General features: G+C 45.7%; 29 protein-coding genes. 21 read left to right on the top strand and 8 right to left on the bottom strand.

Annotation, left to right across the window (positions count from 1 at the left end; translation table 11 throughout):
• Positions 1-492 precede the first annotated feature (492 nt).
• From nifH to KKZ03_RS16535, 10 genes are all read left to right on the top strand, one after another.
• Complete coding sequence (nifH, locus tag KKZ03_RS16490) at positions 493-1,377, top strand: nitrogenase iron protein (RefSeq protein ID WP_243217881.1); 885 nt, start codon at positions 493-495, stop codon at positions 1,375-1,377.
• 198 nt (positions 1,378-1,575) lie between these two features.
• Positions 1,576-3,057: a nitrogenase molybdenum-iron protein alpha chain gene (nifD, locus tag KKZ03_RS16495; RefSeq protein WP_243217882.1), complete on the top strand. Its 1,482-nt coding sequence runs from the start codon at positions 1,576-1,578 to the stop codon at positions 3,055-3,057.
• 132 nt (positions 3,058-3,189) lie between these two features.
• Positions 3,190-4,761 carry a nitrogenase molybdenum-iron protein subunit beta gene (gene nifK / locus KKZ03_RS16500; protein WP_243217883.1) on the top strand — a complete coding sequence of 524 codons (1,572 nt, stop codon included), beginning with the start codon at positions 3,190-3,192 and terminating at the stop codon, positions 4,759-4,761.
• 65 nt (positions 4,762-4,826) lie between these two features.
• Positions 4,827-5,051: a putative nitrogen fixation protein NifT gene (nifT, locus tag KKZ03_RS16505; protein ID WP_243217884.1), complete on the top strand. Its 225-nt coding sequence runs from the start codon at positions 4,827-4,829 to the stop codon at positions 5,049-5,051.
• A 2-nt stretch (positions 5,052-5,053) separates the two neighbouring features.
• Entirely contained in the window at positions 5,054-5,254 is a 201-nt protein-coding gene (locus KKZ03_RS16510; RefSeq protein WP_243217885.1) for a 4Fe-4S binding protein, read from the top strand.
• A 4-nt stretch (positions 5,255-5,258) separates the two neighbouring features.
• Positions 5,259-5,972 (top strand): nitrogen fixation protein NifX, encoded by a 714-nt coding sequence (gene nifX, locus KKZ03_RS16515; RefSeq protein ID WP_243217886.1) that lies wholly within the window; start codon positions 5,259-5,261, stop codon positions 5,970-5,972.
• Entirely contained in the window at positions 5,969-6,235 is a 267-nt protein-coding gene (locus tag KKZ03_RS16520) for a DUF6129 family protein (protein ID WP_243217887.1), read from the top strand. The genes nifX and KKZ03_RS16520 overlap by 4 nt, the downstream gene beginning before the upstream one ends.
• Positions 6,236-6,247: 12 nt before the next feature.
• Positions 6,248-7,024, top strand: a complete 777-nt coding sequence (locus tag KKZ03_RS16525) for a 4Fe4S-binding leucine-rich repeat protein (protein ID WP_243217888.1) — start codon at positions 6,248-6,250, stop codon at positions 7,022-7,024.
• A gap of 1 nt (position 7,025) precedes the next feature.
• Entirely contained in the window at positions 7,026-8,033 is a 1,008-nt protein-coding gene (locus KKZ03_RS16530) for a hypothetical protein (protein WP_243217889.1), read from the top strand.
• Between the two features lie 70 nt (positions 8,034-8,103).
• A complete protein-coding gene (locus tag KKZ03_RS16535) occupies positions 8,104-8,322 on the top strand; it encodes a Nif11-like leader peptide family natural product precursor (protein WP_243217890.1) in 219 nt (72 codons plus the stop codon).
• A 148-nt stretch (positions 8,323-8,470) separates the two neighbouring features.
• Here KKZ03_RS16535 and KKZ03_RS16540 read toward each other — a convergent pair whose 3' ends face one another.
• A complete protein-coding gene (locus tag KKZ03_RS16540) occupies positions 8,471-10,303 on the bottom strand; it encodes an autotransporter outer membrane beta-barrel domain-containing protein (protein ID WP_243217891.1) in 1,833 nt (610 codons plus the stop codon).
• Between the two features lie 359 nt (positions 10,304-10,662).
• Between KKZ03_RS16540 and nifE the strand changes: the two genes are divergently transcribed.
• The 11 genes from nifE to KKZ03_RS16595 all read left to right on the top strand — a co-directional run bounded on the left by nifE (position 10,663) and on the right by KKZ03_RS16595 (position 18,634).
• Positions 10,663-12,102 carry a nitrogenase iron-molybdenum cofactor biosynthesis protein NifE gene (nifE, locus tag KKZ03_RS16545; protein WP_243217892.1) on the top strand — a complete coding sequence of 480 codons (1,440 nt, stop codon included), beginning with the start codon at positions 10,663-10,665 and terminating at the stop codon, positions 12,100-12,102.
• Complete coding sequence (gene nifN / locus KKZ03_RS16550; protein WP_243217893.1) at positions 12,095-13,504, top strand: nitrogenase iron-molybdenum cofactor biosynthesis protein NifN; 1,410 nt, start codon at positions 12,095-12,097, stop codon at positions 13,502-13,504. Before nifE ends, nifN begins: the two co-directional genes overlap by 8 nt.
• A complete protein-coding gene (locus tag KKZ03_RS16555) occupies positions 13,495-14,028 on the top strand; it encodes a NifB/NifX family molybdenum-iron cluster-binding protein (RefSeq protein ID WP_243217894.1) in 534 nt (177 codons plus the stop codon). The genes nifN and KKZ03_RS16555 overlap by 10 nt, the downstream gene beginning before the upstream one ends.
• A gap of 87 nt (positions 14,029-14,115) precedes the next feature.
• Positions 14,116-14,589 (top strand): NifX-associated nitrogen fixation protein, encoded by a 474-nt coding sequence (locus KKZ03_RS16560; protein WP_243217895.1) that lies wholly within the window; start codon positions 14,116-14,118, stop codon positions 14,587-14,589.
• An 11-nt stretch (positions 14,590-14,600) separates the two neighbouring features.
• On the top strand, positions 14,601-14,816 hold the full coding sequence (locus KKZ03_RS16565; RefSeq protein WP_243217896.1) for a CCE_0567 family metalloprotein: 216 nt from the start codon (positions 14,601-14,603) through the stop codon (positions 14,814-14,816).
• A 14-nt stretch (positions 14,817-14,830) separates the two neighbouring features.
• Positions 14,831-15,148, top strand: a complete 318-nt coding sequence (gene fdxB / locus KKZ03_RS16570; RefSeq protein ID WP_243217897.1) for a ferredoxin III, nif-specific — start codon at positions 14,831-14,833, stop codon at positions 15,146-15,148.
• Between the two features lie 62 nt (positions 15,149-15,210).
• The gene (locus KKZ03_RS16575; RefSeq protein ID WP_371744905.1) at positions 15,211-15,549 is read left to right on the top strand and encodes a ferredoxin; all 339 of its coding nucleotides are present in this window, start codon (positions 15,211-15,213) and stop codon (positions 15,547-15,549) included.
• 4 nt (positions 15,550-15,553) lie between these two features.
• Complete coding sequence (locus KKZ03_RS16580) at positions 15,554-15,928, top strand: hypothetical protein (RefSeq protein ID WP_243217899.1); 375 nt, start codon at positions 15,554-15,556, stop codon at positions 15,926-15,928.
• 5 nt (positions 15,929-15,933) lie between these two features.
• A complete protein-coding gene (locus KKZ03_RS16585; protein WP_243217900.1) occupies positions 15,934-16,893 on the top strand; it encodes a DUF364 domain-containing protein in 960 nt (319 codons plus the stop codon).
• Positions 16,890-17,327: a hypothetical protein gene (locus KKZ03_RS16590; protein ID WP_243217901.1), complete on the top strand. Its 438-nt coding sequence runs from the start codon at positions 16,890-16,892 to the stop codon at positions 17,325-17,327. Before KKZ03_RS16585 ends, KKZ03_RS16590 begins: the two co-directional genes overlap by 4 nt.
• 2 nt (positions 17,328-17,329) lie before the next feature.
• Positions 17,330-18,634, top strand: coding sequence for a (Fe-S)-binding protein (locus tag KKZ03_RS16595; RefSeq protein ID WP_243217902.1), 1,305 nt, complete (start codon positions 17,330-17,332; stop codon positions 18,632-18,634).
• Positions 18,635-18,687: 53 nt separating this feature from the next.
• Here the strand turns inward: KKZ03_RS16595 and KKZ03_RS16600 are convergent, their stop codons facing one another.
• Genes KKZ03_RS16600 through KKZ03_RS16630 form a run of 7 tightly spaced genes read right to left on the bottom strand, consistent with a single transcriptional unit; the run spans position 18,688 to position 24,111 of the window.
• Positions 18,688-19,134 (bottom strand): GNAT family N-acetyltransferase, encoded by a 447-nt coding sequence (locus KKZ03_RS16600; protein ID WP_243217903.1) that lies wholly within the window; start codon positions 19,132-19,134, stop codon positions 18,688-18,690.
• A 15-nt stretch (positions 19,135-19,149) separates the two neighbouring features.
• Positions 19,150-19,410, bottom strand: coding sequence for an RnfH family protein (locus KKZ03_RS16605; RefSeq protein ID WP_243217904.1), 261 nt, complete (start codon positions 19,408-19,410; stop codon positions 19,150-19,152).
• Positions 19,411-19,428: 18 nt separating this feature from the next.
• A complete protein-coding gene (locus KKZ03_RS16610) occupies positions 19,429-20,118 on the bottom strand; it encodes an electron transport complex subunit E (RefSeq protein ID WP_243217905.1) in 690 nt (229 codons plus the stop codon).
• 10 nt (positions 20,119-20,128) lie between these two features.
• Positions 20,129-20,839 carry an electron transport complex subunit RsxG gene (rsxG, locus tag KKZ03_RS16615; RefSeq protein WP_243217906.1) on the bottom strand — a complete coding sequence of 237 codons (711 nt, stop codon included), beginning with the start codon at positions 20,837-20,839 and terminating at the stop codon, positions 20,129-20,131.
• Between the two features lie 31 nt (positions 20,840-20,870).
• Complete coding sequence (locus KKZ03_RS16620; protein ID WP_243217907.1) at positions 20,871-21,944, bottom strand: RnfABCDGE type electron transport complex subunit D; 1,074 nt, start codon at positions 21,942-21,944, stop codon at positions 20,871-20,873.
• The gene (gene rsxC, locus KKZ03_RS16625) at positions 21,941-23,563 is read right to left on the bottom strand and encodes an electron transport complex subunit RsxC (RefSeq protein ID WP_243217908.1); all 1,623 of its coding nucleotides are present in this window, start codon (positions 23,561-23,563) and stop codon (positions 21,941-21,943) included. The genes KKZ03_RS16620 and rsxC overlap by 4 nt, the downstream gene beginning before the upstream one ends.
• Positions 23,557-24,111: an RnfABCDGE type electron transport complex subunit B gene (locus KKZ03_RS16630; protein ID WP_243217909.1), complete on the bottom strand. Its 555-nt coding sequence runs from the start codon at positions 24,109-24,111 to the stop codon at positions 23,557-23,559. Before KKZ03_RS16630 ends, rsxC begins: the two co-directional genes overlap by 7 nt.
• Positions 24,112-24,144: the final 33 nt, after the last annotated feature.

The raw sequence follows: 24,144 nt of genomic DNA on the forward strand, positions 1-24,144 counted from the left end.
CTCCATTCGTTATTGTTTGTTCTTGTAATTAAGCAATAATCAAACCAGTTCTTTATTACCTGTAAAAAATAGATTATAGTCAATATAAACAATGTCTTATAAATATTTCCATCTTAAATTCCAGGACTGTACGGTTATTATTTTGTTCTTTTTATGACAATTTTGGATTGATTAATCCGACTACCGACACAGGAAAAAATCGGTAGCAAGTAATGAATACAACATCACTAAACTTATCGTTAGTGACAGCATTATTATTGCAGTCTGGTTTTGTCCTGGCCGGTTACGTTGATATAAAGAAAAATAATAACCCTACTGTTAACAAGCTTACAGAAGACTAACAAAATGTTTGAAACATAACGTCACCCACCCGTTACCATTAAAGAAATAATCATTATTAATCAATAATATAAATCAATATTAAACAGTTGGCATACTGATTGCTTTAACCATGATGTCACTAACAAAACGTCCTATTACGAGGAGAATATCATGGCAAGATTACGTCAATGTGCAATATACGGTAAAGGTGGAATTGGTAAGTCTACCACCACTCAAAATTTGGTTTCTGCACTGGCAGAATTAGGTAACAGTGTAATGATTGTCGGCTGCGATCCTAAAGCTGACTCAACCCGTTTAATACTTCATGCCAAAGCCCAAACAACCATTATGAGTTTGGCAGCTGAAGCCGGTAGTGTTGAAGATTTGGAACTTGAAGATGTATTGAAAGCCGGTTACCGCGGTATTAAATGTGTTGAATCAGGCGGCCCTGAGCCCGGTGTTGGCTGCGCAGGCCGCGGTGTAATTACGGCGATTAACTTTCTGGAAGAAGAAGGCGCTTATGACGATGAACTTGACTTCGTTTTTTATGATGTACTTGGGGATGTTGTGTGTGGTGGTTTTGCCATGCCAATCCGTGAAAACAAGGCGCAAGAAATTTACATCGTCTGCTCGGGAGAAATGATGGCGATGTATGCCGCCAACAACATTGCCAAAGGTATTGTGAAATACGCCAACTCAGGCAGTGTGCGTTTGGCAGGTTTAATTTGTAACTCTCGTGAAACGGCGCGTGAAGATGAATTGATCTCGGCGTTGGCTGCAAAAATCGGTACTACCATGATTCACTTTGTGCCACGTGATAACGTCGTACAACGCGCAGAAATTCGTCGTATGACCGTTATCGAATACGAACCCGAGCATAAACAGGCACAAGAGTATCGTGACTTGGCCATCAAGATTCGTGATAACAAGAATTTTGTCATTCCAACACCCATCACGATGGATGAACTGGAAGAGTTAATGATGGAATTCGGCATTATCGATGATGTGGATGAATCTATTATTGGTGTATCAGCGGCCGCGGAAGCAGTCGCTTAACACCAAAGAACCGTAGAGACGCGATTTATCGCGTCTCTGACTGTAGAGATGCGATTTATCTCGTCTGATTGTAAAGCGATAAATCAAGCGTTAAATCAAGACGCGATAAATCAGATGCGATAAATCGCGTCTCTACAGAATTCCCGTCCTGAAACCTGTCTGTTGGGAGATTACCCACGGCATAAGTAGGAGATAATCATGGCAGCTCTAACAAGAGAAGAGACCGAAGCGCTTATTCAAGAAGTGCTGGAAGTCTATCCCGAACAAGCCAGAAAAGATCGCGCCAAACATTTGGCGGTTAACGATCAATCCCTGGAAAAATCAAACAAATGTATTACTTCAAATCGTAAATCTCAGCCCGGCACCATGACCATTCGTGGTTGTGCTTATGCCGGTTCCAAAGGGGTGGTTTGGGGGCCGATTAAAGATATGATCCATATCTCGCATGGTCCGGTGGGCTGTGGTCAGTATTCACGGGCAGGTCGTCGTAATTACTATGTCGGCACCACCGGTATCAATACGTTTGGCACGATGAACTTTACCTCTGATTTTCAGGAAAAAGATATTGTTTTCGGCGGCGATAAAAAGCTTGCCAAAATCATGAACGAAATCGAACAATTATTCCCGCTGAATAAAGGTATCAGTATTCAATCAGAATGTCCGATCGGTTTGATCGGTGATGATATTGAAGCGGTCGCCAAAAAAGCCAACAAAGAAATCGGTAAACCGGTCGTACCCGTTCGCTGCGAAGGTTTTCGCGGTGTATCACAATCATTGGGCCATCACATTGCCAATGATGCCATTCGGGACTGGGTACTCGAAAACCGCGATGGTGACGACAGCTTTCCTACCACACCTTATGATGTCGCTGTTATCGGTGACTACAACATCGGTGGTGATGCCTGGGCTTCACGAACTTTACTGGAAGAAATGGGTTTACGCGTTGTCGCCCAGTGGTCTGGTGACGGGACCATTGCGGAAATGGAAAAAACCCCCAAGGTGAAACTAAATCTGATCCATTGCTATCGTTCAATGAACTACATTGCACGGCACATGGAAGAAAAATACAAAATCCCCTGGCTTGAGTACAACTTCTTTGGCCCGACCAAAATTGCTGAAAGCTTGCGCAAAATTGCCGCGTTATTTGATGAAACCATTCAGGCTGGCGCTGAAAAAGTGATCGCCAAATATGAGTCTGAATACCAAGCAGTAATCGACAAATACAAACCACGCCTGCAAGGTAAACGCGTCATGTTGTATGTCGGCGGCCTGCGTCCACGTCATGTGATCGGCGCGTATGAAGACTTGGGTATGGAAGTGGTGGGTACCGGTTATGAATTTGGTCATAACGATGACTATGATCGCACCATTAAAGAAATGGGCAATGCAACACTGATTTACGATGATGTAACCGGTTATGAATTTGAAGAATTCGTTAAACGGGTACAACCGGATTTGATCGGTTCCGGTATCAAGGAAAAGTACATTTTTCAAAAAATGGGCATCCCTTTTCGGCAAATGCATTCCTGGGATTATTCCGGCCCTTATCACGGTTATGACGGCTTTGCCATTTTTGCCCGCGATATGGACATGACGTTAAATAACCCCTGCTGGAAACAAGTGAAAGTGCCCTGGAAAACAGCAGAAAGTACCCCGGTAGCCGTTGCCGCAGGCGCGTAATTTTTGAGTTTGTAGGGTGCTCATCGCGCACCTTTTGCAAGTCATGCGATGTACTTTGTAGAAGGTGCGCAATGCCCGCCCTGCCCTTCCTTCAACCGTCGTCCACAGATTAGTGGCGCGTAGGAGATTATCATGAGTCAAGAAGTAGATAACATTCAACCCAGCTATCCGTTATTCCGCAATGATGAGTACAAGGAAAGTCTGGCCAATAAACGTGAAGCTTATGAAGAGCGGCACCCCCAGGAAAAGATTGATGAAGTCTTTCAGTGGACAACCACTAAGGAATATCAGGAGCTCAATTTTAACCGCGAAGCCTTGACCGTCAATCCGGCTAAAGCCTGCCAACCCTTGGGTGCGGTACTTTGCGCACTGGGTTTTGAAAAAACCATGCCTTATGTACATGGCTCGCAAGGTTGCGTCGCTTATTTTCGCACCTATTTTAACCGTCATTTTAAAGAACCTGTCGCTTGTGTTTCAGACTCTATGACCGAAGATGCAGCGGTATTTGGCGGTCAAAAAAATATGATGGCCGGTTTGGAAAATGCCAAAGCCTTATATAAACCGGAGATTATTGCCGTATCCACCACCTGTATGGCTGAAGTTATCGGTGACGACTTAAATGCCTTTATCAATAACGCTAAATTAGCCGGGCATATCGAACAGGATTTCCCGACACCTTATGCGCATACCCCAAGCTTTGTCGGTAGTCATACCACCGGTTGGGATAACATGTTCGAGGGCATGATCAAGTATTTCACGTTAAATCATATGGAAGGCAAGAAAGTCGGTTCAAACGGCAAGATCAACCTGGTCCCCGGTTTTGAAACGTATTTGGGTAACTACCGCGTCATCCGCCGCATGATGAAGGAAATGGATGTCGACTATACGTTAATGTGTGATCCTTCTGAAGTTTTGGATACCCCCGCAGACGGCACTTTCCGCATGTATGCCGGTGGCACTACCCAAGCTGAACTAAAAGACTCGCCCAATGCGATTGATACCTTGTTGTTACAGCCTTGGCAGTTGGATAAAACCAAAAAATATGTGCAAAACATTTGGCATCAACCTGCTACAGCCATTAACATTCCAATGGGTCTGGAATGGACCGATGAATTTCTGATGAAAGTCTCTGAATTGACCGGTAAACCCATTTCTGCTTCTCTGGAACTCGAACGTGGCCGCCTGGTTGACATGATGACTGACTCGCACACCTGGATGCACGGCAAAAAGTTTTCCTTGTACGGCGATGCTGATTTTGTCATGGGTATGACCAAATTCCTGTTGGAAATGGGCGCTGAACCTGCCGATGTATTATGTAACCATGCCAACAAACGTTGGGCGAAAGCGATGGATAAAATGCTGAAAGATTCCCCTTATGGACAAAAGACTGTCGTCCATACCGGTAAAGATTTATGGCATTTTCGCTCTTTGGTCTTCACCAACAAACCCGACTTCATGATCGGTAATTCTTATGGCAAGTTTATTCAACGGGATACTTTTTATAAAGGCGAAGCGTTTGAAGTACCGTTAATTCGTATCGGCTTTCCAATCTTTGACAGACATCATCTGCACAGAATGACAACACTGGGTTATGAAGGCGCTATTTATATGCTGACAACCTTGGTTAATGCCGTACTGGAGCAGTTGGACAAAGAAACCAAAGGCATGGGTACAACAGACTATAACTACGATTTGATTCGTTAATTTGCCCGTAGAGACGCGCACATCGCGTCTCTACATACAACCCAATGCGCATAACGGAGAACTCCATGCCCAGTGTCATGTTGAAAAAGAATACCGAAGGCAAATTAATCTTCTACGTACCCAAAAAAGATTTGGAAGAAGTAGCTGAATCGGTTGAATTTGATAGTCCCGAAAAATGGGGTGGTGAAGTTTTACTTAGTGATGGTTCAAAATATTACTTTGAACCTGTTAATGCACAGCCCGACTTTCCCGTTACCTTACGCGCAAAACGTTTAGATTCAGGAGAATAATCATGGCCTTATATATTGTTGAAGCAGATTGTATTTCTTGTGGCGATTGTGAACCTGTCTGCCCTACCAATTCAATCACCGAAGGTTCTATTGTTTTTAAAATAGACAAAAAATCGTGTACCGAATGCGAAGGGGATTTTGACATACCCCAGTGTATCAAGGTATGTCCCATTGATAATTGCATACTACCACTGGAGGCATAATCTCATGAGCAGTCAAGATATCATGTTAAGAGAACTGGCTTTACGTATTGGTTTGGCTGCCCATGCTTTACCGGACACCGATGCCAGACGTCTGTTTACCGTGCTGACCGACTGCGTTAGCTTGCCTATAACTGAAGCTAAAATTAGCAGCATCAACTTGAAAATGCTAAAGACTGCTCAACAAGGCGAATTTTCAACCATTGATGACGCTTTACTAAGAAAGGCCTTACACATTCTTAAAACCAATGTGGAAACCGGTGAAATACCGAAACCGGAAATTCTTAGACTTGCTGAAGGAGAAATGCCGGGGTCTGTTCGTATTGCTTGTGCCAGCAATGATGCCATCAATGTCGATGGTCATTTTGGTTCTTGTACGCAATTTATGATTTACCAGGTTTCCGCCGATGAAACCCGTTTAATCGACATACGCCCAACCAACAGTCTTGATGGTTTGGATATGGAGGACAAAAACCGGTACAGAGCAGAGCTTATACAGGATTGTCAGGTGATTTATATGGCATCAGTAGGCGGTCCTGCTGCGGCGAAAATTGTCAAGTTAGGCATACATCCGATGAAACTTCCGGATGTTGAGCCCATTACCGACATCATCGACCAACTACAAACCGTTATTGCCGGTACACCACCACCCTGGTTGGCTAAAGTTATGGGTATTGAAGCAACCAATCGATTTAGATTTGAACGGGAAGCAACGGGATGATTACCACACAACAAGTCACGGCAATAGCGGCAAAAATTGCCGCATCAGGTGTTGATGAATCGACTGTTTTGACGTTAAGACAGGAATATCAACCCATTCATTTCACTTATTGTATGGATGATGATCTTCCCAATAACACGCCAATTATTGAACATAAAGGCTTCAATCTTTATTTAATTGATGGCCGTGAGCATTGCCTGTGTCTGACTAATGACTACGATGCGGCAACCGGCATTATCGTTGCTGAAACTGTCCCTGATTAAACGGAACTTCCCATGCCCGGTCGTGAAAGCCCTGTTAGCATTCCTGTCGCTGATTGTTCTCTTTGTCCTTTTCGTGGCAAAACCCTGCTAATGGGGCGCTGTATGCCGGGTGACACCTGTGTCTGTGTGGAAAGTGGCCGGCAAATTGACCGTTTTTTTCGCGTTAATCCAAACTATGCCGAGCAATATCTACACGATGGTTTTTGGGAAAGACGGGCCATTGCCGTTCGTTATGCGCCACAAAAATCATTGGCTGACTTGATTCATGATGAAGATGAAGTGGTTAGACGTGCAGTTGCCTATCGCCTGCCGCAATCTTTGTTGACTCAACTGCTTGATGATCCCGATCGGGAAGTGCGCATGACTGTTGCTGATCGCATTGCCTTAGAGGAATTGGAAAAACTGGCTAATGACTCTGACTATATTGTTAGATTAACGGTTGCCAGACGACTGCCGACAGGTCGCCTGTTTCGTCTTATTCGGGATAGAGATGCACAAGTCAGAAAAGTGGTTGCTGAACGTTTGCCAGAGGTTAGTCTGGGATTAATGACTCATGACGATGCCCCTGAAGTCAGGCGCATTATCGCTGAACGTATGAGTACTGAAGATGCCGTCACCTTATTAAATGACCCTGATTGGGTGGTGCGTTATACCGCTGCCCAGCGTGTCGCACCCGAAGCCTTGGTCTGTCTGCTTGATGATCCCGAACCTGATGTCAGGGCAGTAGCGCGGGAACGATTAGTTGGCCATGCCGGTCAGGCCCATGGCAACCAGAAACCGGAGGCATAAGATGGCTACTCAACCTTTTCAACTGGATGGACAACAACTTGCAAAAATTTGCAAACACAGCCTGCCCGGCTCCGATGGCATGGGTACAGAAGCTGGAGCAGCACAGCGATATGTCGAGGATGATAAATTCTTGTTATCGACACTGCAAGCGCTTAACCCTGATTATCCCGTTCGTTTAGTCAAAACGGATGAAGAATGGTATCGCTTGGGCGGTATAGTTGATAAGGAAGGCAACCGTATTGCCAGCGATCTGATTGAGTGGACGGAAAGAACTTATATCGAATGCGGCAAAAATTTGCAAACCCTGATTGACCATGCCCAGGAACAGAAACTGATTGCCACGCGGCAAACGGGTAATACCCTGCATTTTGTTGTGCAAACCGGCAATAAAGCCGAACAATTTACACAGATCGACATTGATAAAACGCATGAAATAGCAGATCGTTTACTGGTCAGCGAACACAATCCGCCTGAGGATTTAGAAGAATTTATTGATCCACTAGAACCGGAATATGTAGAAACATTCTGTATCGGAACCCCGCGTTATTCTTATCGACGTAAAACTGACGTGGCGATTTTCATGGCTGAAATCAATAAATACCATAGTGATGAACATCCTGTACAACGCTTTATGGATGACTGGAACCGTAGTAGCGCCCTGCAAAAATCCATACTTTCCAATGACTGGATTGTTCGGCCGTTCCGGCATACCGGCCGCTTTGGAGAACAAATCATTAATATTGAAATCATCAACATCCAGCAAAAACACCTGCCGCAATTGGATAATATTAATGGTAAAAAAGGTATCTCACTACAAAACCTGTTAACACGTTTTGATCGCCAGGCAGGCTATCCTTTTGCCTGGTTTTTTTATATGGTTAAAGGCAAATTGGTTTCTCCGGATAGCGGTGTCGCTGTTTTTAAAGATATTAGCGGAGATTTTTCTTATTTACCGGAACGTGATGTTGCTGTACTCAAAGATTGGGTAAACACCCCTTATAGCGTGTAGTCATGCTACTTATTTTCATCAACTGCTTTGTAATGCAAAGCTTATTTTTCAAACAAAAGAGGTAAACACCATGTCAATCGCACAAATAAAAGCCTTCTCTGAACACGCTAAAACAGATTCCGGCTTAAAAGAAAAACTGTTGGCGGTACAAAAAATCAGGGAACTTATTGCCTTGGGCAAAGAATATGATTTTGAACTTGATGAAGTCGAGCTTTATCCACCCAACGAACCGCAGTTCGTCGAAGCACAACTTTCTGAAAGAATGGCCAAAGCGTTACTGAGAGTTTAGTTCTTTGTAAGTTAACGGTAAGACCTAGCCCGATAAGATTAACAAGCAAAAGCCAATACCACGAAAAACACGAAAAGCACGGCAAGGTCTGCTATGTAGGGCGTCAATAGCGTAGGATATGCGCCCTACTTCTAATCCGTCTTACGGGTTAATAGGTAATACGCAAACCTGCGGTACCGGCATGCATGGATGCCCCACTGGCCAATGCACCGTCATAACGCAGAAAAAAATTGACCGACTTCAACGTAAAGCTCGCCCCGGCACCAACCAAACCTTGGTCACGTGGTGCTTTTGCCCCTTGAACAGTAAATATTGCACTCGGCAAGCCCTCAAAACTGGCCGTGCTGTTACGGGTCACCTCGGCAAAGTCATGTCCCCACCCCGCCCGTAAAGTTAACAACAACGGTGATGCCAAGCCAATCGGCAGACCTTGTGACAGCTCCGTCCCTAAAACGCTACGCGCTGAGGCAGTGGTGTGAGTACGCATCTGCAAATTGATTGCTCCTGCCCCACTTTCATTAAAGCTGTCTTGAGAGATCACAATGCCTTGCATGGCAAGCAGCGGAGTTAAGACCGTCCGTTCACCCAAGGTAAAGTGGCGACCGGCTTCTAGGCTGGATTGGAACTGGTTGGCATTGGGGTTTCCACTGGCATTACGCGCCAAATCAGAGAAAATAATAGTACGGCTCAGTGTCCCCTGACTGCGGCCATAACCCAACATACCGTCAATATACCAAGACCCTGGCGAGTAGCTTGAATAGGTTTCAGCCGAGAACGAATCGATAGTGCCGTTACCCGATATGCCGTTGGTATTTAAAGTGCTGTGTGTATAGCCCAATGCCAAGCCAGCCAACAATTCAGCATTAAACCGGTGATCGATACCCGCAGCAATGCCACCGGCGTTATAACTCAAACCGTGAGTATCGCCATTGCCGTCCAAACCTCCACCACCACCAAACCCGCTAAGCCAAGGCCTTACAGTACCAATATTCCTTTGACCATTGGCCTCACCGGTTAAGGCACCCACTGCAACGGAGCCCGCCAAACCACCCGAACCCCGTCCGAGACGCATCTGATCATGCACAACACGCTGAAACATTTGCGCGGCAACGATTTCAACCGATGCCACATCGGCATATGCTTCGCCATCCAGTTGGGTCAGTGCATATTGCAGTGCCGCCGGGTTGCCAAAATTGAGCACGTCCAGTCTGTTGTAAACGCCATCCATATCCGTGAATAGCGCTGGCGGCATTGTCAAATCCAGTGCAGAGGCAACTGCGCTGGCATTGCCAAAACCTGCCCTGGGTCGATACGATAGCGCATAAGCACCTATTAGCTGCTGATTAATGTAACTACCGGCACTCAGGAATTGGGCATTGCCACAATCCGTTGGGTTTGCATTTCGGCCAATCAGCCTTTCTTGAAATACGCCGCCATTACCCCACGGCCCTGACGTAGGAATTGAAGGTGGATTAGCCGGGAAATTGCCCATGATCGGCGCGGCTGTACCAACCAATAGACAAGTTCCCGCCGGCACTTGCACGATTGTGTAAGAATCAGGCTGATAAGGTAAAGCCAGTACATCGCGCACCTGTTCAGGTGTGGCGCCGCGCACTGCGTTTGAACCGGCAATAAAACCACCGATTGGGTTGGTCACTCCGGCAGTGTAGAAACGCATATATTGCGTTGGTTCATTCGTAATAACAACTCGCGCTGCAAGCGATGGCGTAAAGGATTCGGTTGGCGGTGTGCTTTTAATATAAAGATTGGCATCAGCACCCGTATTAATTGAAGGTACAGATGTTCCATCCGATCGCTTTACCGGACCGGAAATTATCTGGCCAGGGGGTAGCGGTAAATCGACCGGGTCTTGTTGCGCCAAGGCTCCGGCAGAAAGTGTTGCCAGTATCACACTTACAAAAAGAAGCCTTAACCCCGGGAATGGCCGTTGATATTTACCGGTTACCTTTTTGTCCATCATGACCTCGCTATCGTTGACTTAAGTTCGACATAAGCCAATAAAATCTCATAGTAAAATAAACACCCCGTATCCTACAATAGGTAATTCTACGTATAAGCCGGAGATAACTGCAATGGAATTACCTCTGCTAACCAGAACCTTTACTTTTACATTCAACTTTCTAATTTGGCTGGCGCAGCAACCGCCATCATCACCGTCACTATTGCTCCAATAAATCTGTTTGTAATAACGGACCCAGCTGCTTTGTAAGTTTTACTACAAAAAAAATACCCATAAAAGCCAATATATTCAATTGCTTATAATAATGGCATAAGCTTTGCTATGATCAATATAAACAAGGCTATCGGATATAAGCAACCATGAAATCAACAAAAGATATTGCTGCGCTACTGGATGAACCTGCCTGTGAGCATAACAAAAAGGAAAAGTCAGGCTGCGCCAAGCCCAAACCCGGAGCTTCTGCGGGTGGCTGTGCTTTTGACGGTGCCCAGATTGCCTTGCTGCCTATTGCCGATGTTGCTCATATCGTCCACGGGCCTATTGCCTGTGCCGGTAGTTCGTGGGATAACCGGGGGACGCGATCTTCCGGAGCGGATTTATATCGCATTGGTATGACCACTGATTTAACCGAACAAGACATTATTATGGGTCGCGCGGAAAAACGTTTGTTCCATGCCATTAAACAGGCAATCGACACTTACGCTCCGCCTGCGGTGTTTATTTATAACACCTGTGTTCCGGCGTTAATTGGCGATGATATTACTGCGGTCTGTAAATCTGCTCAGGAGCTCTGGGGCGTTCCGGTAGTGCCCATTGATTGTGCCGGGTTTTACGGCACCAAAAATCTGGGTAACCGCATTGCCGGTGACGCGATGGTTAATCATGTGATTGGTACGCGAGATCCTGATCCACTGCCTAAAATCGCAGCGCATTCCGGTATTAAGGTTCATGACGTTAATCTGGTCGGTGAATATAATATTGCCGGTGAATTCTGGCATGTTTTACCGTTACTGGATGAATTGGGTTTGCGCGTATTGTGTACGCTGTCGGGTGACGCACGCTTTCGTGAAGTGCAAACCATGCACAAAGCCGAAGTCAATATGATGGTGTGCTCAAAAGCAATGGTAAATGTCGCCCGCAAGTTACAGCAACAATACGGTACACCGTGGTTTGAAGGCAGTTTTTACGGCATTACCGACACCAGCCAGGCATTAACGGATTTCGCCAAAGCGCTAAACGATACCGATTTAACCGCACGTACCCAAGCACTGATAAAGCGTGAAGAAACCCGTGTCAGAGCAGAACTTGAACCCTGGAAAGCCCGCCTCAAAGGCAAGCGGGTGTTGTTGTTTACTGGCGGCGTAAAAAGCTGGTCAGTCATTTCAGCCCTGCAAGATTTAGGCATGGTGGTGGTTGCTACCGGCACCAAGAAATCTACTGAAGAAGATAAAGCCAGAATACGTGAATTAATGGGTGAAGATACCGTCATGATTGATGACGGCAGCCCCAGAGCGTTACTGAAAATCGTCCATGATTATCAGGCCGATATTCTGATCGCCGGAGGTCGCAATATGTATACGGCTTTAAAAGCCAAAGTACCGTTTTTGGATATTAATCAGGAACGTGAATTTGGTTATGAAGGCTATCAGGGCATGCTGGAACTGGTGCGCCAATTGGCACTGACTATTGAAAGTCCGGTATGGGATGCCGTCAGGGCACCGGCACCCTGGAAAAAATACCAAGATGCCGGTCGGCAAAAAAGCCTGCCCGCCCTGGAACAAGAGGTCGCACATGGTTGATATCCTGAAAAGAAACAAAGCCCTATCCGTAAATCCGCTGAAAGCCAGCCAGCCCATAGGCGGTTCCCTGGCTACACTGGGGTTTAATCGCTCAATACCCATGCTGCATGGCTCGCAAGGTTGCACCGCTTTTGCCAAAGTATTTTTTGTTCGTCATTTCAGAGAGCCCATTCCGTTGCAAAGTACGGCAATGGATCAGGGTAGTTCGGTTATGGGTGCCGACGAAAATGTACGTGAGGGTATTAGAACCATTGCAGAAAAATCACGCCCTGCCCTGATCACTATTTTGACGACGGGACTGGCAGAAACCCAAGGCGCTGATGTACACCGTAATGTCAGGGAATTTAGAGAAGCTAACCCGGAATTTGCCGACATTGCCGTCGTCGCTGTCAATACCCCTGATTTTACCGGCAGTGTTGAGACGGGCTACGCCGCGACACTCACGGAAATAATCCGTGCTTTAGTGCCGGATGCCAAAGATGCAGGGACTTGCCCGGGCACACGCAAACGTCAGGTTAATGTTTTGGCAAATTACACACTAACACCGGGCGACCTGGAAGCACTTCGGGATATATTTGAGCAATTCCAGCTCAGACCTGTTTTTGTACCTGATATTTCTGATTCGCTGGATGGCTGTTTGACGGATGAAGATTTTAGCCCGGTGACTATTGGCGGTACCCCTTTGTCAGAAATGACAACGCTGGGCGATGCCTTGGCAACTGTAGTTATTGGTGCCTCTCTTTGTAAAGCGGCAGAATTACTGGAAGAAAGAACCGGCGTGCCAACGGTTAGCCTGGATCATCTTTACGGCTTGAAAGCCAATGATGCACTGATCAGCGCATTGGCTGAAATCAGCGGCCGAAAGGTGCCTGAACGCATTGAACGGCAGCGGTCACAATTGCAGGATACCATGTTGGATACCCACTTTATGCTGGGTCAGTTAAGGATTGGGATCGCCGCCGATGGCGATTTACTGGGGGCATTTGTTGATCTGGTTCAGGAAATGGGCGCTGAAGTTGTTGCTGCGGTCACGTCGTGCAACGTGCCTTTGTTGGCGCGTATTCCCGTTGCCAGTATTAAAATTGGCGATCTTGAAGATATGGAAATTATTGGTAAAACCAATAAAGTTCAACTGGTGATTGGCAATTCTCATGCGGTTGATACGGCCCAAAGACTCGGCGTACCTATTTTAAGGGCTGGATTTCCGTTGTTCGACATTATTGGCGGTTATCAAAAAACTTGGGTAGGTTATCGCGGCACTAGGCAAACGCTGTTCGATTTAGCCAATCTGGTCATCAATTATTCGCATGAAGAAATACCGGTTTACCATTCCATATATGCCCAAAAACCGGCCAGCGAACTCACCGAACTTCATTCAAGTAAAGCGCTGTCATGTCATTAACCCGACGTATGCACGTTGTGCAATCTATTGATAAAAGGAATCTTATGGAAACAGCAATAAAAGTCGCTTTTGCTACTACCGATATGGAAACGGTTAATCAGCATTTCGGTTCGGCAAAATCCTTTGCGGTCTATGCCGTCGATAGGAATAATTCAGAACTGCTGGAAGCCGCCCAGTTTGGCGAGCTTAATCAGGATGGTAACGACGACTGCAGGGATGCAGGAGGTAGAGCAATGCAGGGAGCAATTGCCGAAGATAAATTGTCCGTCAAGATTGATTTACTGAAAGGTTGTGCTGCCGTTTATTGCCAAGCCATTGGTGGCTCAGCGATTAATCAGCTTATCCTGAAAAATATACAACCCGTTAAAGTACATGAAAACAGCAAGATTAAAGACTTAATCATTGATCTGCAAAATGAAATAAAAGCCGGACCTTCAAATTGGTTGGCAAAAGCCATTAATCTACATAAAAGTCCGGATCCTGATCGCTTTAAGAAAATGGAGGATGAAGGTTGGGATGAATAATGTAGGGTACGCACCGCGTACCTTCTATAACTTTGAAAAAGGGACGCAATGCGTACCCTACTCACTTTTTATTTAACGGAGAAAAAAATGGCCACTGCTGAATTAGTCGTACAAGAAAATGATGTTAATTTAACTTCCGACATTGTCAAAGATTATATTAAACAATTACGTGCCATAGATACCTATGATACTTATGACGGTTGGTCGGAAGCAAAAATTATTGATCCGGTCGTATTAACCAAAGAACGCAAACAGAAAATTCCGGTTATCGGTGACCCTGAAGAAATAACTATTGCCCGTTTAAAAGCCTATTACAACTCACTCGCGACACTGATTGAAAAAAAGACCGGCTTAATGGCAGCACCTATGATTAACGTTACCCATGAAGGGTTTGGACGCGCATTAATCATGGTGGGAAGATTAATTGTCGTCGACAAAGTATTACGCGATACCCATCGGTTTGGCTTTTCAAGCCTGGAAGATCTGTGCGAAAAAAGTGATAAAGCGATAGAGAAAGCACTCGGATTAATCGAAAAATATAACAACGCAGCTACCGATTAAGGAGTATTTCCATGAGCCCTGAAGACTTGAAAAAGTTGGAAAAAAATGTCAAAAAAACCAAACGCCTGGCCAGCGAACAGGCGATGGAATTACATGATCTGATTGAAGACCGCTTACCTGATGCTTACGATGAAATAATGGGGATTGCACAAGCGACCTACGATGCCTGCAAAGCATGGGATGAAGCCACTCAAAAATTGAATGCCGCCCAATCTGAAGCGGCTTAACCGGGAGATTAATCATGTCTGAATTTGTAACCGGCGTAACCTTTGGCGGTACCCAATGGACGCCTGCTTATGTAACTGACATCAATCAAAACACCTGTATCGGTTGTGGCCGTTGTTTTAAAGTCTGCCCACGTGATGTTTTTGATTTGGTTGAAAAGACCGAAGCCCTTAATCCAGAGGATTTTGATGACGATTATGGCGATTTTGAAGACGATGACGACAACAGCATGGTCATGAGTATAAAAAACGGCCTTGATTGCATCGGCTGCGAAGCTTGCTCCAAAGTATGCCCGAAAGACTGTTTTACTCATATACATAAACAAGCGGCTTAACATTATCATAACAAGCATTGATCCACAAAAGACACGAAAACGTTTGTAGCTCTTAATTTTATATCAGGATCACGATCATGCCAAAACCAGAAAAACATGTATTTGTTTGCACACAAAACCGCCCACAAGGACATCCCAGAGGTTCTTGTGCCAGTAAGGATTGTGCCGAAATCATGAATGAATTCATGAATGAAATACAAAGCCAAAATTTATTTGAAAAAATTGGTCTGACCAATACCGGCTGCATGGGACCTTGTATGATGGGTCCCAGTGTCCTGGTTTATCCGGAAGGTATTATGTACGGAAACCTGAAAAAAGCTGACGTCAAAACCATTATCGATCAGCATCTGCTCGGTGGTACTCCCGTTATCAGTTTGATGGTTCCTGCAGAAATCTGGTAGGCCGATGGATTTATCTGCACACATCACCAAGCATCATTATTTGGCGGAATGTATCTGCCAGCGACTGAGTGAAGAAATCAACAAGCTGGGTTTTCCACCTGGAGAGATCAAACACTATCCACATTACGATGAAGCCAGTTATGTACTTATTAAAGACCCTTATACGGGAGAACATAACTTAACCTGCTATTGGTACGATGAGTTTAAAAAATTACGCATCGGCAGGCTGCAATTTAATAGTGACGGCACCTTTTACGCGGAATATGATGTAATCAAAACCCATCCGGGTAAATCTAAATGGTTTGTTGAAGGCGTTACTGCCTGGGGTAAAGCTGAAAATATTAAAGCTGAAGCCAAGTTATTACAAATACCCGACTAACCGATATGAACAAACTCTCACGAATATATCAGCTATTACTGGATCACGCCGATAGTGACATCGCCGTCAAGGAAGTTACCATTGGTTTGGTTTGGACCGTGTGTAAAACAGGGCAACTGGGTTTGGCAATGAGTCCCGGCATGCCAACCCGAACCTTGTCATGGCCAGGATCATTGGCCGGTAAAACGCTGGGTGAACTGGCCGAATGGATTACGGATTGGGAACCTTACAAAGCGACTGTAGGCATGGCGGCTATAAATTGTAGCTTAAACCGTTTTGAATTACCATCGGGCATAACCCTGCTGGCGGCTACAGACAGGGGTAATCTGGCCGTTTTTGAACATTTCCTGCCCCAACTTAAAGATAAAAAAGTCGTTGTGGTTGGTCGTTATCCGGGTATTGAACGTTACGCTGAACAAATCAACCTGAGTATTCTGGAACGCCAACCGCTGTACAACGATTACCCTGATCCCGCCTGCGAATTTTTATTGCCCGATGCTGACTGGGTATTTTTAACGGCCAGTTCGATCACCAATAAAACTTTCCCGCGTCTTGCCGAACTGGCACAAAACGCGACTACCGTATTGATGGGACCCACAGTGCCGTGGTTACCGCAATGGCATGAGTTTGGCATCAATTATCTGGCAGGTTTGGAAATTGTCGATCCGGTAAAACTGTACCAGACTGCGGCAGAAGGCGGCGGCGTACGCATTTTTGAAAACGGTGCCCGTTACCGGATAGTTGAGTTAACGCCGGATAACAGCATGACTTGGCTGAAAAACCGGATAAGTCATGACTATGCTGAAAAACAACAACTGACGTTAGCCATGGAGCAGTGGTATGCCGGTGGCAAAAATGGCCGGTTTCCTGATTTTAACCAACTGCATCAAGTCACAACGCGCCTTTCGCATCTGGACATCAGTTATAAGTGCCTGTGGGATATCCATCACAGAGAGCCATCATGACCGACTTCTTAAATCGCAGCCGGCTTATCCTTTATTATAATGGTGCCATCAGCGCTCTGACCCTGTTCGTGCAACATCCTGACGGCAGTGTGTGCAAGCCCTCCCCTTTACCCGCAAGGTCTTCGGTTCTGGAAGAAGATGAACTGTCTCTGACTATCGTACACACACCTCCTGCTATCGTCGTGAGCACTATCAGCAATATCATGGGCTTACCGGCCAATCTTCTGCAAGCTGATACCGGTTATCGGGAACAGGTTGATACCCCGGATGGCATCATCACTGTTTATCTGGCGCATTTTACTATGCTGGATCCTCCCCGCCAGTTGATGGCTGACAAAGGCTGTCAATTAAGAACATTGACTGAACTAAGAAACAGGCCGCCGGCAGAATTGGAATTATTACGCCGCGCTTATGTACTGGTAATGGAATCATAGCCATGTTTGAATTTATTGACGATTACTCCAGCGATAACGTCATTTATCCTCAAGACGGTTTATATATACCCGATGCAACAGAGTGTATGCGTTGTGGACTCTGTATCAGCTTGTGTCCGACGTATAAACTATTCCGGATTGAAGCAGAAACACCACGTAGCCGTCTGCGTACCATCGATAAAATCATTAATGAAAATACGGCTGTTTCCGATAAAGAGCTCAAGCACCTGAACAATTGTACCCAGTGCCGAGCCTGCGAAACAATCTGCCCCGGTAAAATGGCTTACGGTCATTTGTTTGATCTCGCTCGTGAACAACGTTGCCAGACAAATGCTTTAGACAGGCGCGGCAATTTTCTTACAACAATAGGTTTTAAATTGATTGAACATAAAGCCTTGTTGACTGCAGCAACTGTCATTATCCGGCTATATCAAAAAACCGGATTACAGTTTCTGTTAAGAAAAACCGCTTTACTTCGGCTGTTTAAACTTGATAAGGCGGAGTTGCTAATGCCGGAAGCCGACATCAGCAATCTGGCCCGGCGCTATCCCACAGACAAGCAACACCGTGGCAATGTGGCCTTGTTTACCGGCTGCATCAGTGATCATTTTGACCGCAAAACCTTGCTTGCTGCAGTTAAATTGTTAAATGTTATCGGTTTTGATGTTCTTGTTCCAAAAGCACAAACCTGTTGCGGTGCCATTCATCAACATCAAGGAAAAACCGACATCGCCGATAAAATGGCGACACTCAACATTGATGTATTCAATTCACTGGATATTGAAGCCATTATCTTCACTGCCAGTGGCTGTGGCTTGATGCTGAATGAATATGAGCAAAAAGCTGGTGATGCCCCAAAAAATTTCAGTAACAACCTGTTCGATATTACCGAATTTCTAAACAGGCACTGGCCGGACGATATCAAACTGAAAGAGCCCCACGCTAACGCGAGGAAAGTCGCCGTACATGAACCCTGTAGCCAACGTAACGTTCCCAAACCGGAGCTTGGGAACAAGGACGCTTGGAGCCGGCATCAGCACGTCTATGCCTTACTGGAAAAAATTCCTGAAATAACCGTAATTTCGTTACCCGAGAATCAAATCTGCTGTGGTGCCGGTGGCGTTCATATGCTGACCCATCCCGAAATAGCCGAGCCACTCAGAAATATCAAACTGGCTCACTTTGAACAAACCAAAGCAGACTTTCTGGTATCGACCAACATCGGTTGTGCCTTACATTTAACTACAGGACTGCCCCGGAATAAGGTTATACATCCGGTGGTTCTGTTGGCGGAGCTGTTACCTTGAAATACCCTCTTGTCCCTTTCCACGCATAGCATTAAAAGGTAGCGGAACAATCGTTAACGCTTTCTCAAGCAAACCAACTGTGTCGATTGCCAGCCCTGTTTTTCATAAAAATCCAAAGCCGACCGGTTATTTTTATCCGCCAATAACTGCAGACGTTTAAGTCCCTTAACCTCAGCCCAATCAACAGCGCCTGCAATCAATTTTTCCGCTATACCCTGACGACGAAAGTCTGCTGCAACAATCAGGTCTTCAAGTAAACCAACGGCGCCGCCTTCCGCCGTTGAAAGCAATGTTTGTACCGTACACATACCCAATATTCTATTATCACTTTGTAATTGCGCAACCAAAATACAATCTTTTTCACTTTTTAACAGTAGCGTCAAGCCATGCCCCTGTTTATTCTGATCAAACGCAAAATCTGCCTCGATACTAAAAAGTACTTTTAAGAGCGCAACAAGTTGTGGAATGTCGGATGGTTTTGCAGTTCTAATAGTGATCATTATTACTAACTGATATTAGCGTCTGCGCCGTTGCACAGTTTGCGGATCAACGGTTATCTGCCGATAAATTTCCACTCGATCTCCTTCCTTGACAAGAGTATCCAATGCCGCAATTTTACCGAATATGCCAACTTTTTGGTTATCCAGGTTTATGTCAGGGTAGAGTTTTAACAAGCCCGAGAGATTAATTGCTTCCTGTATCGTACTGCTATCGGGCACTTCCAGGCGCATCCATAACTGCCTGTCGACTTCTGCATAACAAACTCCGACATTCATAATAATTCCTTAATTTTTTTATTCAGTTGTTGCTTCGTGAAATAAAGCGACTGGGACTTTTCTCAGCGCAAGCTTTTGATCTATCAAGCGCTTACCGACAATCAAAAAAGCCAGCATAATGAAGCCGCCCGGAGGTAGTGCCATTAATAAAAAGCCTTTGTAGTTAGGGATAACAGTCACTTCCAGAAACTTAAACGACTCACCCAGTAACAATGAAGCATTAGCAAATAGCGTACCTGCAGAACTTATTTCTCTTAGCCCGCCAAGGGCGACAAGGACAAGGGTAAAGCCCAGCCCCATCATCAGGCCATCCCATAAAGCAGCCTTTACCGGTTGCTTGGAGGCAAAGGCTTCGGCCCGACCTAACAGCGCGCAATTGGTAACAATCAAGGCAATGAACAGGCCCAGTACTTTATAAAGTTCATGCGCCCACGCATTCATTAAAATATCCACCAAGGTCACTAAGGTGGCGATAAGCAACACAAAAATCGGGATGCGAATTTCACCGGGAATTAAGTGCCGGGTTAATGAAATAAGGCCATTGGATGCCGTGATAACAACCAGTGTAGCGATACCCATCCCCAAGCCATTGGTTGCTGTTCCGGTTACTGCCAGTAAAGGACACAGCGCCAGGTTTTGTCCGAAAACAATATTATTGTTCCAGATTCCATCAATAGCGATCTTACGATAAGTTTCTGATAGTAACATGACGGTTTCCTCAGGGATTAATGAGTTGTGCTTGATGGGCTTTAAACCATTGCAAGCCGCGATAAGTCGCTTGTACTGACTTGCGAGGGGTGATGGTTGCACCGGCAAATTGGTCGAAAATGCCGCCATCTTTTTTAACCGTCCATTGTGACGACGTTAAATTGTCCAAAGAGTGACCGACAAAGCTCAATATCCAGTCTGATTTAGCGACTTCAATTTTGTCGCCCAAACCCGGTGTTTCTTTGTGAGCAAGAACGCGCACGCCCAAAATATTACCATCCCGATCCAGCCCCATAATCATGTTTATTGGGCCCGAATAGCCGTCAGGCGCACTAAATTTAAAGCACACAGCAGTCACTTGCCCGGATTTTTTAGCCAGATACACGGTGGTTTTGTCAGCGCCGATATTATAGTCAGCAGACGATATCGTTAATGTGTCTTGCCGTAAGTCATTATCATAAAGACTGGCGGGTACCACTTCTTGCAGCGATTTGTTTAAATCTTCATCAAGACGCTGTTGAATGGTGCCTTGCGTACTGCAATTGGTAACACCCAGCAAGATACTGGCCAGTAAGGCAAAGCCGGCTAAAATACCCGTTTGAAACTCCAACCGGGGTCTAAGACGTGCCAGATTGGCAGGCTCCAACCAGTTTTTTATAAATTCCCTGTAAACGGCAATTTTATCTTGTAAGCGTTGACGTGTTGCGGGGTCAAGTTTCATGGTTTACGCTCTAGCTTAATCATTGTAAAACTTACGATTTTGGAATTTCAAGAGGCTTGCCTTTGCGATCGCGCCCGTAAATTCTGGGGCGTATGTAATGATCTATCAGCGGTGTCGCAGCATTCATCAACAATACCGCAAACCCGGCGCCTTCCGGATAGGCTCCCCAGCTACGAATGACGAAAATAAAAAGCCCGCAACCTGCACCAAATACCAATTGCCCTGCTTTGGTGTTGGGAGAGGTAACATAGTCAGTCGCTATAAAAAATGCCACCAACATTAATGATCCTGAACTCAAATGTAGAAATGGACTGACATAATGTTGATCGTCCATGACATGAAAAAAACCGGATAACAGCACGACAGTCAATAATAAAGAGACAGGAATATACCATTTAATAACGCCCTGCCTGATTAACCAAAAGCCGCCCAAACCCAGTAACAACGTTGAAGTTTCGCCCAGGCTACCTCGTGTCCAGCCGATGAAATTAAAAAACCCGGAATAGTCTTTTAAAATATCAACCAACAACCGATTTTGCGAGAATTCAGTTTTGGTAAATCCCAGCGTAGTCGCACCCGTGCTTGCATCGATATTTTCCAATCCTGCTAAAGTGATATGCCAACTTTCAATAATCCCCGGTGAACTTGAAAAAAATAATGGTGACACATTAGCCCAAGTCGTCATTTCGACAGGAAAAGAAATTAACAAGGCGACTCTGGCCAACATGGCAGGGTTAAACAGATTTTGTCCCAGACCGCCATAAACCTGTTTACCCAAAATAATCGCCAGTCCGGAACCAACCACCCCAATCCACCACGGAGCCCAGGGTGGCAGCGTCATAGCCAATAACCAGCCGGTCAATACGGCAGAGCCATCCATAATGACGGGTTTGGCAACTCTTCCGGCCAGGCGCAGACAAAAGACTTCAAAAAAAACTGCGGATAACACGGTAATAATGAATAAGTTTAAAGCCGGCCAACCAAAACACCAGAGTCCAAAGACAGTCGCGGGCGTAATAGCCAGCATGACTTGCCACATAATATGACTGACATTGGCTTTAACGCCAACATGTGCGCCGCAGCCAGGTTTTATATTGGCAATCATGTTGTTGCCTCCTGCGCGGCTTTTAGCCTTTCCCGTTCGGCTTTTGCCGCTATCCGTGCCAGCTCTTCTTCGTGTTGTTGCCTGGCGATGCGCTCCATGCGCAAATTACGATCATCAATCAAGCGTTTGGTTTGCCCGGATTTATGTTGGGCTTGCTGTCTGGCTGCGACTTCACCGGAAGCATACTTAAAATATTGCACCAGAGGAATATTGGAAGGACAGATGTAAGAACAGCAACCGCAACTGATACAGTCCTTTAAGCCTAAATCAACAGCAATATCCAGTTGGTTGATACGGATATTATTCGCCATATCCAAAGGGCGTAATCCGGCCGGACAAACGCTGATGCAACTGGCACAACGAATACACGGCTGTTCATCGGTATTTTTTAATTCGCCATGGGTTAAGGCCAGAATACCGCTAGTGGCCTTGACCGTCGGTAATCCCGTATGCGGCAAAGAGTCACCCATCATCGGCCCCCCCATGATAATGCGGGCAGTTTGCTCCGGATTTACCTGGCAAAAACCAAATAGTTCCGAGATTAAAGTCCCCAACGGCACTTCTACGTTCATAGGCCTGGCAACCGCACCGCCTGATACGGTAATAACCCGGCTCACCAGCGGTTGTCCGTAACGAATGGCTTTATGAACAGCATGAGCCGTGCCGACATTATGAATCGTCACACCGATTTCCGATGAGCGGCAACCTACCGGAACTTCCTTACCCGTCACATAGCGAATCAATTGTCTGTCCCAACCCATCGGATAACGCGTAGGGATTTGTATCACTTTAATTAGCGGGTACGGCTGTGCTGCCGCTTGCATAGCAAGATAGGCTTTCGGTTTGTTATCTTCAATCGCCACGACTGCGCTTTCGGCCGCCATGCCATGCAGCATCAAACGCACACCGTCGATAATCTGTTCGGCACGTTCCTGCATCAAACGATCGTCACAGCTTAAGTAAGGCTCACATTCTGCCCCATTAATAATCAGCGTATCTATCTGATTTTCACGCCCCATATTAAGCTTAACCGCTGTCGGGAATGTTGCGCCGCCCAAACCGACAATTCCCGCCGCACCTACGCGTAAACTAATATCTTCAGGTGTTAACAGGAACGGATCGGCAACCGGTTTGGTTGCCAGCCATTTATCATTACCGTCAGTTTCCAGCACGATCATACGAATCGGCAAGGCCGATGGATGTGGGGCAGGATAATCATTAACATCAACAATGATGCCAGAACTCGGTGCATGCACAGGCGCGGAAATCATACCTTGACTGTAGGCCAATAGCTGACCCTTTAGTACTTTATCACCGACTTTAATTAACGGCTCGGCAGGTTTGCCGACATGCTGTTGCAGAGGAATATACAGTTTTTTTGGTAACGGGAAATTTGTTACTATGCCTTGTGTCGCCGTTATGGTTTTGTGTTGTTCCGCATGCACACCACCCCGTATACGCGGTTTTGAGAAAAAATCCGGTAGCCGTTTAAAAACGTCAGACCCGCTTTCTGAGTAAGGCGTAAAAGAGCGAAAAAAAGGCAAATACAGGAAATTTTTAAGCGCTTTCGCAACGCCATCAGGAATTAATTCAGCAGTGTTTAAATAGCTTTTTAACATACGGCATTACTCGCTTCAGGTAAAGCAGGTTTGGTCCAGCGCCAGTTACGCAAGGTCACGTCAATCGGGTGCATCTGCAAACATTCAGTCGGACAAACCTCAATACATTTTTTGCAACCTATGCAAGCATCGGCAACCACAACATGAATTTGCTTGGGCGCACCCACAATAGCATCGGTAGGACAGACTTTAAAACAACGAGTACAGCCGGTGCAGGTAGCTTCGCTGACTCTGGCTACCAGTAATTCAGGTTCTTTTACCGCACTTAAATCCAGCTCCAGTCCCAATAAAGCGGCAATTTGTTCGGCCAGGGCACTGCCACCGGGAGGGCATATCGTAGAAGCCGCTTTACCTGCGACCAACGCTTCTGCGGCAGGCCTGCAACCAGGAAAACCGCATTGACCGCATTGTGAACCGGGCAATAAAGATTCCAGTTCATCAACAATTGGACTGCTTTCTACTTTTAAGTATTTGGCAGCGATACCCAATAAAAAACCTAAAACCAGACCTAACAAGGTCAAACTGATAATCGCGGATAAAACATACATGGCTGCTTTCCTGTCACATTTTTGTTAAGGCGA

Origin of the sequence: Methylobacter sp. S3L5C, assembly GCF_022788635.1 — a bacterium.
Lineage (GTDB): Bacteria > Pseudomonadota > Gammaproteobacteria > Methylococcales > Methylomonadaceae > Methylobacter_C.

Excerpts from the sequence above, each read along its gene's own strand:
- nifH (WP_243217881.1), top strand. The coding sequence starts at position 493 with ATGGCAAGATTACGTCAATGTGCAATATACGGTAAAGGTGGAATTGGT.
- nifD (WP_243217882.1), top strand. The coding sequence starts at position 1,576 with ATGGCAGCTCTAACAAGAGAAGAGACCGAAGCGCTTATTCAAGAAGTG.
- nifK (WP_243217883.1), top strand. The coding sequence starts at position 3,190 with ATGAGTCAAGAAGTAGATAACATTCAACCCAGCTATCCGTTATTCCGC.
- nifT (WP_243217884.1), top strand. The coding sequence starts at position 4,827 with ATGCCCAGTGTCATGTTGAAAAAGAATACCGAAGGCAAATTAATCTTC.
- KKZ03_RS16510 (WP_243217885.1), top strand. The coding sequence starts at position 5,054 with ATGGCCTTATATATTGTTGAAGCAGATTGTATTTCTTGTGGCGATTGT.
- nifX (WP_243217886.1), top strand. The coding sequence starts at position 5,259 with ATGAGCAGTCAAGATATCATGTTAAGAGAACTGGCTTTACGTATTGGT.
- KKZ03_RS16520 (WP_243217887.1), top strand. The coding sequence starts at position 5,969 with ATGATTACCACACAACAAGTCACGGCAATAGCGGCAAAAATTGCCGCA.
- KKZ03_RS16525 (WP_243217888.1), top strand. The coding sequence starts at position 6,248 with ATGCCCGGTCGTGAAAGCCCTGTTAGCATTCCTGTCGCTGATTGTTCT.
- KKZ03_RS16530 (WP_243217889.1), top strand. The coding sequence starts at position 7,026 with ATGGCTACTCAACCTTTTCAACTGGATGGACAACAACTTGCAAAAATT.
- KKZ03_RS16535 (WP_243217890.1), top strand. The coding sequence starts at position 8,104 with ATGTCAATCGCACAAATAAAAGCCTTCTCTGAACACGCTAAAACAGAT.
- KKZ03_RS16540 (WP_243217891.1), bottom strand. The coding sequence starts at position 10,303 with ATGATGGACAAAAAGGTAACCGGTAAATATCAACGGCCATTCCCGGGG.
- nifE (WP_243217892.1), top strand. The coding sequence starts at position 10,663 with ATGAAATCAACAAAAGATATTGCTGCGCTACTGGATGAACCTGCCTGT.
- nifN (WP_243217893.1), top strand. The coding sequence starts at position 12,095 with ATGGTTGATATCCTGAAAAGAAACAAAGCCCTATCCGTAAATCCGCTG.
- KKZ03_RS16555 (WP_243217894.1), top strand. The coding sequence starts at position 13,495 with ATGTCATTAACCCGACGTATGCACGTTGTGCAATCTATTGATAAAAGG.
- KKZ03_RS16560 (WP_243217895.1), top strand. The coding sequence starts at position 14,116 with ATGGCCACTGCTGAATTAGTCGTACAAGAAAATGATGTTAATTTAACT.
- KKZ03_RS16565 (WP_243217896.1), top strand. The coding sequence starts at position 14,601 with ATGAGCCCTGAAGACTTGAAAAAGTTGGAAAAAAATGTCAAAAAAACC.
- fdxB (WP_243217897.1), top strand. The coding sequence starts at position 14,831 with ATGTCTGAATTTGTAACCGGCGTAACCTTTGGCGGTACCCAATGGACG.
- KKZ03_RS16580 (WP_243217899.1), top strand. The coding sequence starts at position 15,554 with ATGGATTTATCTGCACACATCACCAAGCATCATTATTTGGCGGAATGT.
- KKZ03_RS16585 (WP_243217900.1), top strand. The coding sequence starts at position 15,934 with ATGAACAAACTCTCACGAATATATCAGCTATTACTGGATCACGCCGAT.
- KKZ03_RS16590 (WP_243217901.1), top strand. The coding sequence starts at position 16,890 with ATGACCGACTTCTTAAATCGCAGCCGGCTTATCCTTTATTATAATGGT.
- KKZ03_RS16595 (WP_243217902.1), top strand. The coding sequence starts at position 17,330 with ATGTTTGAATTTATTGACGATTACTCCAGCGATAACGTCATTTATCCT.
- KKZ03_RS16600 (WP_243217903.1), bottom strand. The coding sequence starts at position 19,134 with ATGATCACTATTAGAACTGCAAAACCATCCGACATTCCACAACTTGTT.
- KKZ03_RS16605 (WP_243217904.1), bottom strand. The coding sequence starts at position 19,410 with ATGAATGTCGGAGTTTGTTATGCAGAAGTCGACAGGCAGTTATGGATG.
- KKZ03_RS16610 (WP_243217905.1), bottom strand. The coding sequence starts at position 20,118 with ATGTTACTATCAGAAACTTATCGTAAGATCGCTATTGATGGAATCTGG.
- rsxG (WP_243217906.1), bottom strand. The coding sequence starts at position 20,839 with ATGAAACTTGACCCCGCAACACGTCAACGCTTACAAGATAAAATTGCC.
- KKZ03_RS16620 (WP_243217907.1), bottom strand. The coding sequence starts at position 21,944 with ATGATTGCCAATATAAAACCTGGCTGCGGCGCACATGTTGGCGTTAAA.
- rsxC (WP_243217908.1), bottom strand. The coding sequence starts at position 23,563 with ATGTTAAAAAGCTATTTAAACACTGCTGAATTAATTCCTGATGGCGTT.
- KKZ03_RS16630 (WP_243217909.1), bottom strand. The coding sequence starts at position 24,111 with ATGTATGTTTTATCCGCGATTATCAGTTTGACCTTGTTAGGTCTGGTT.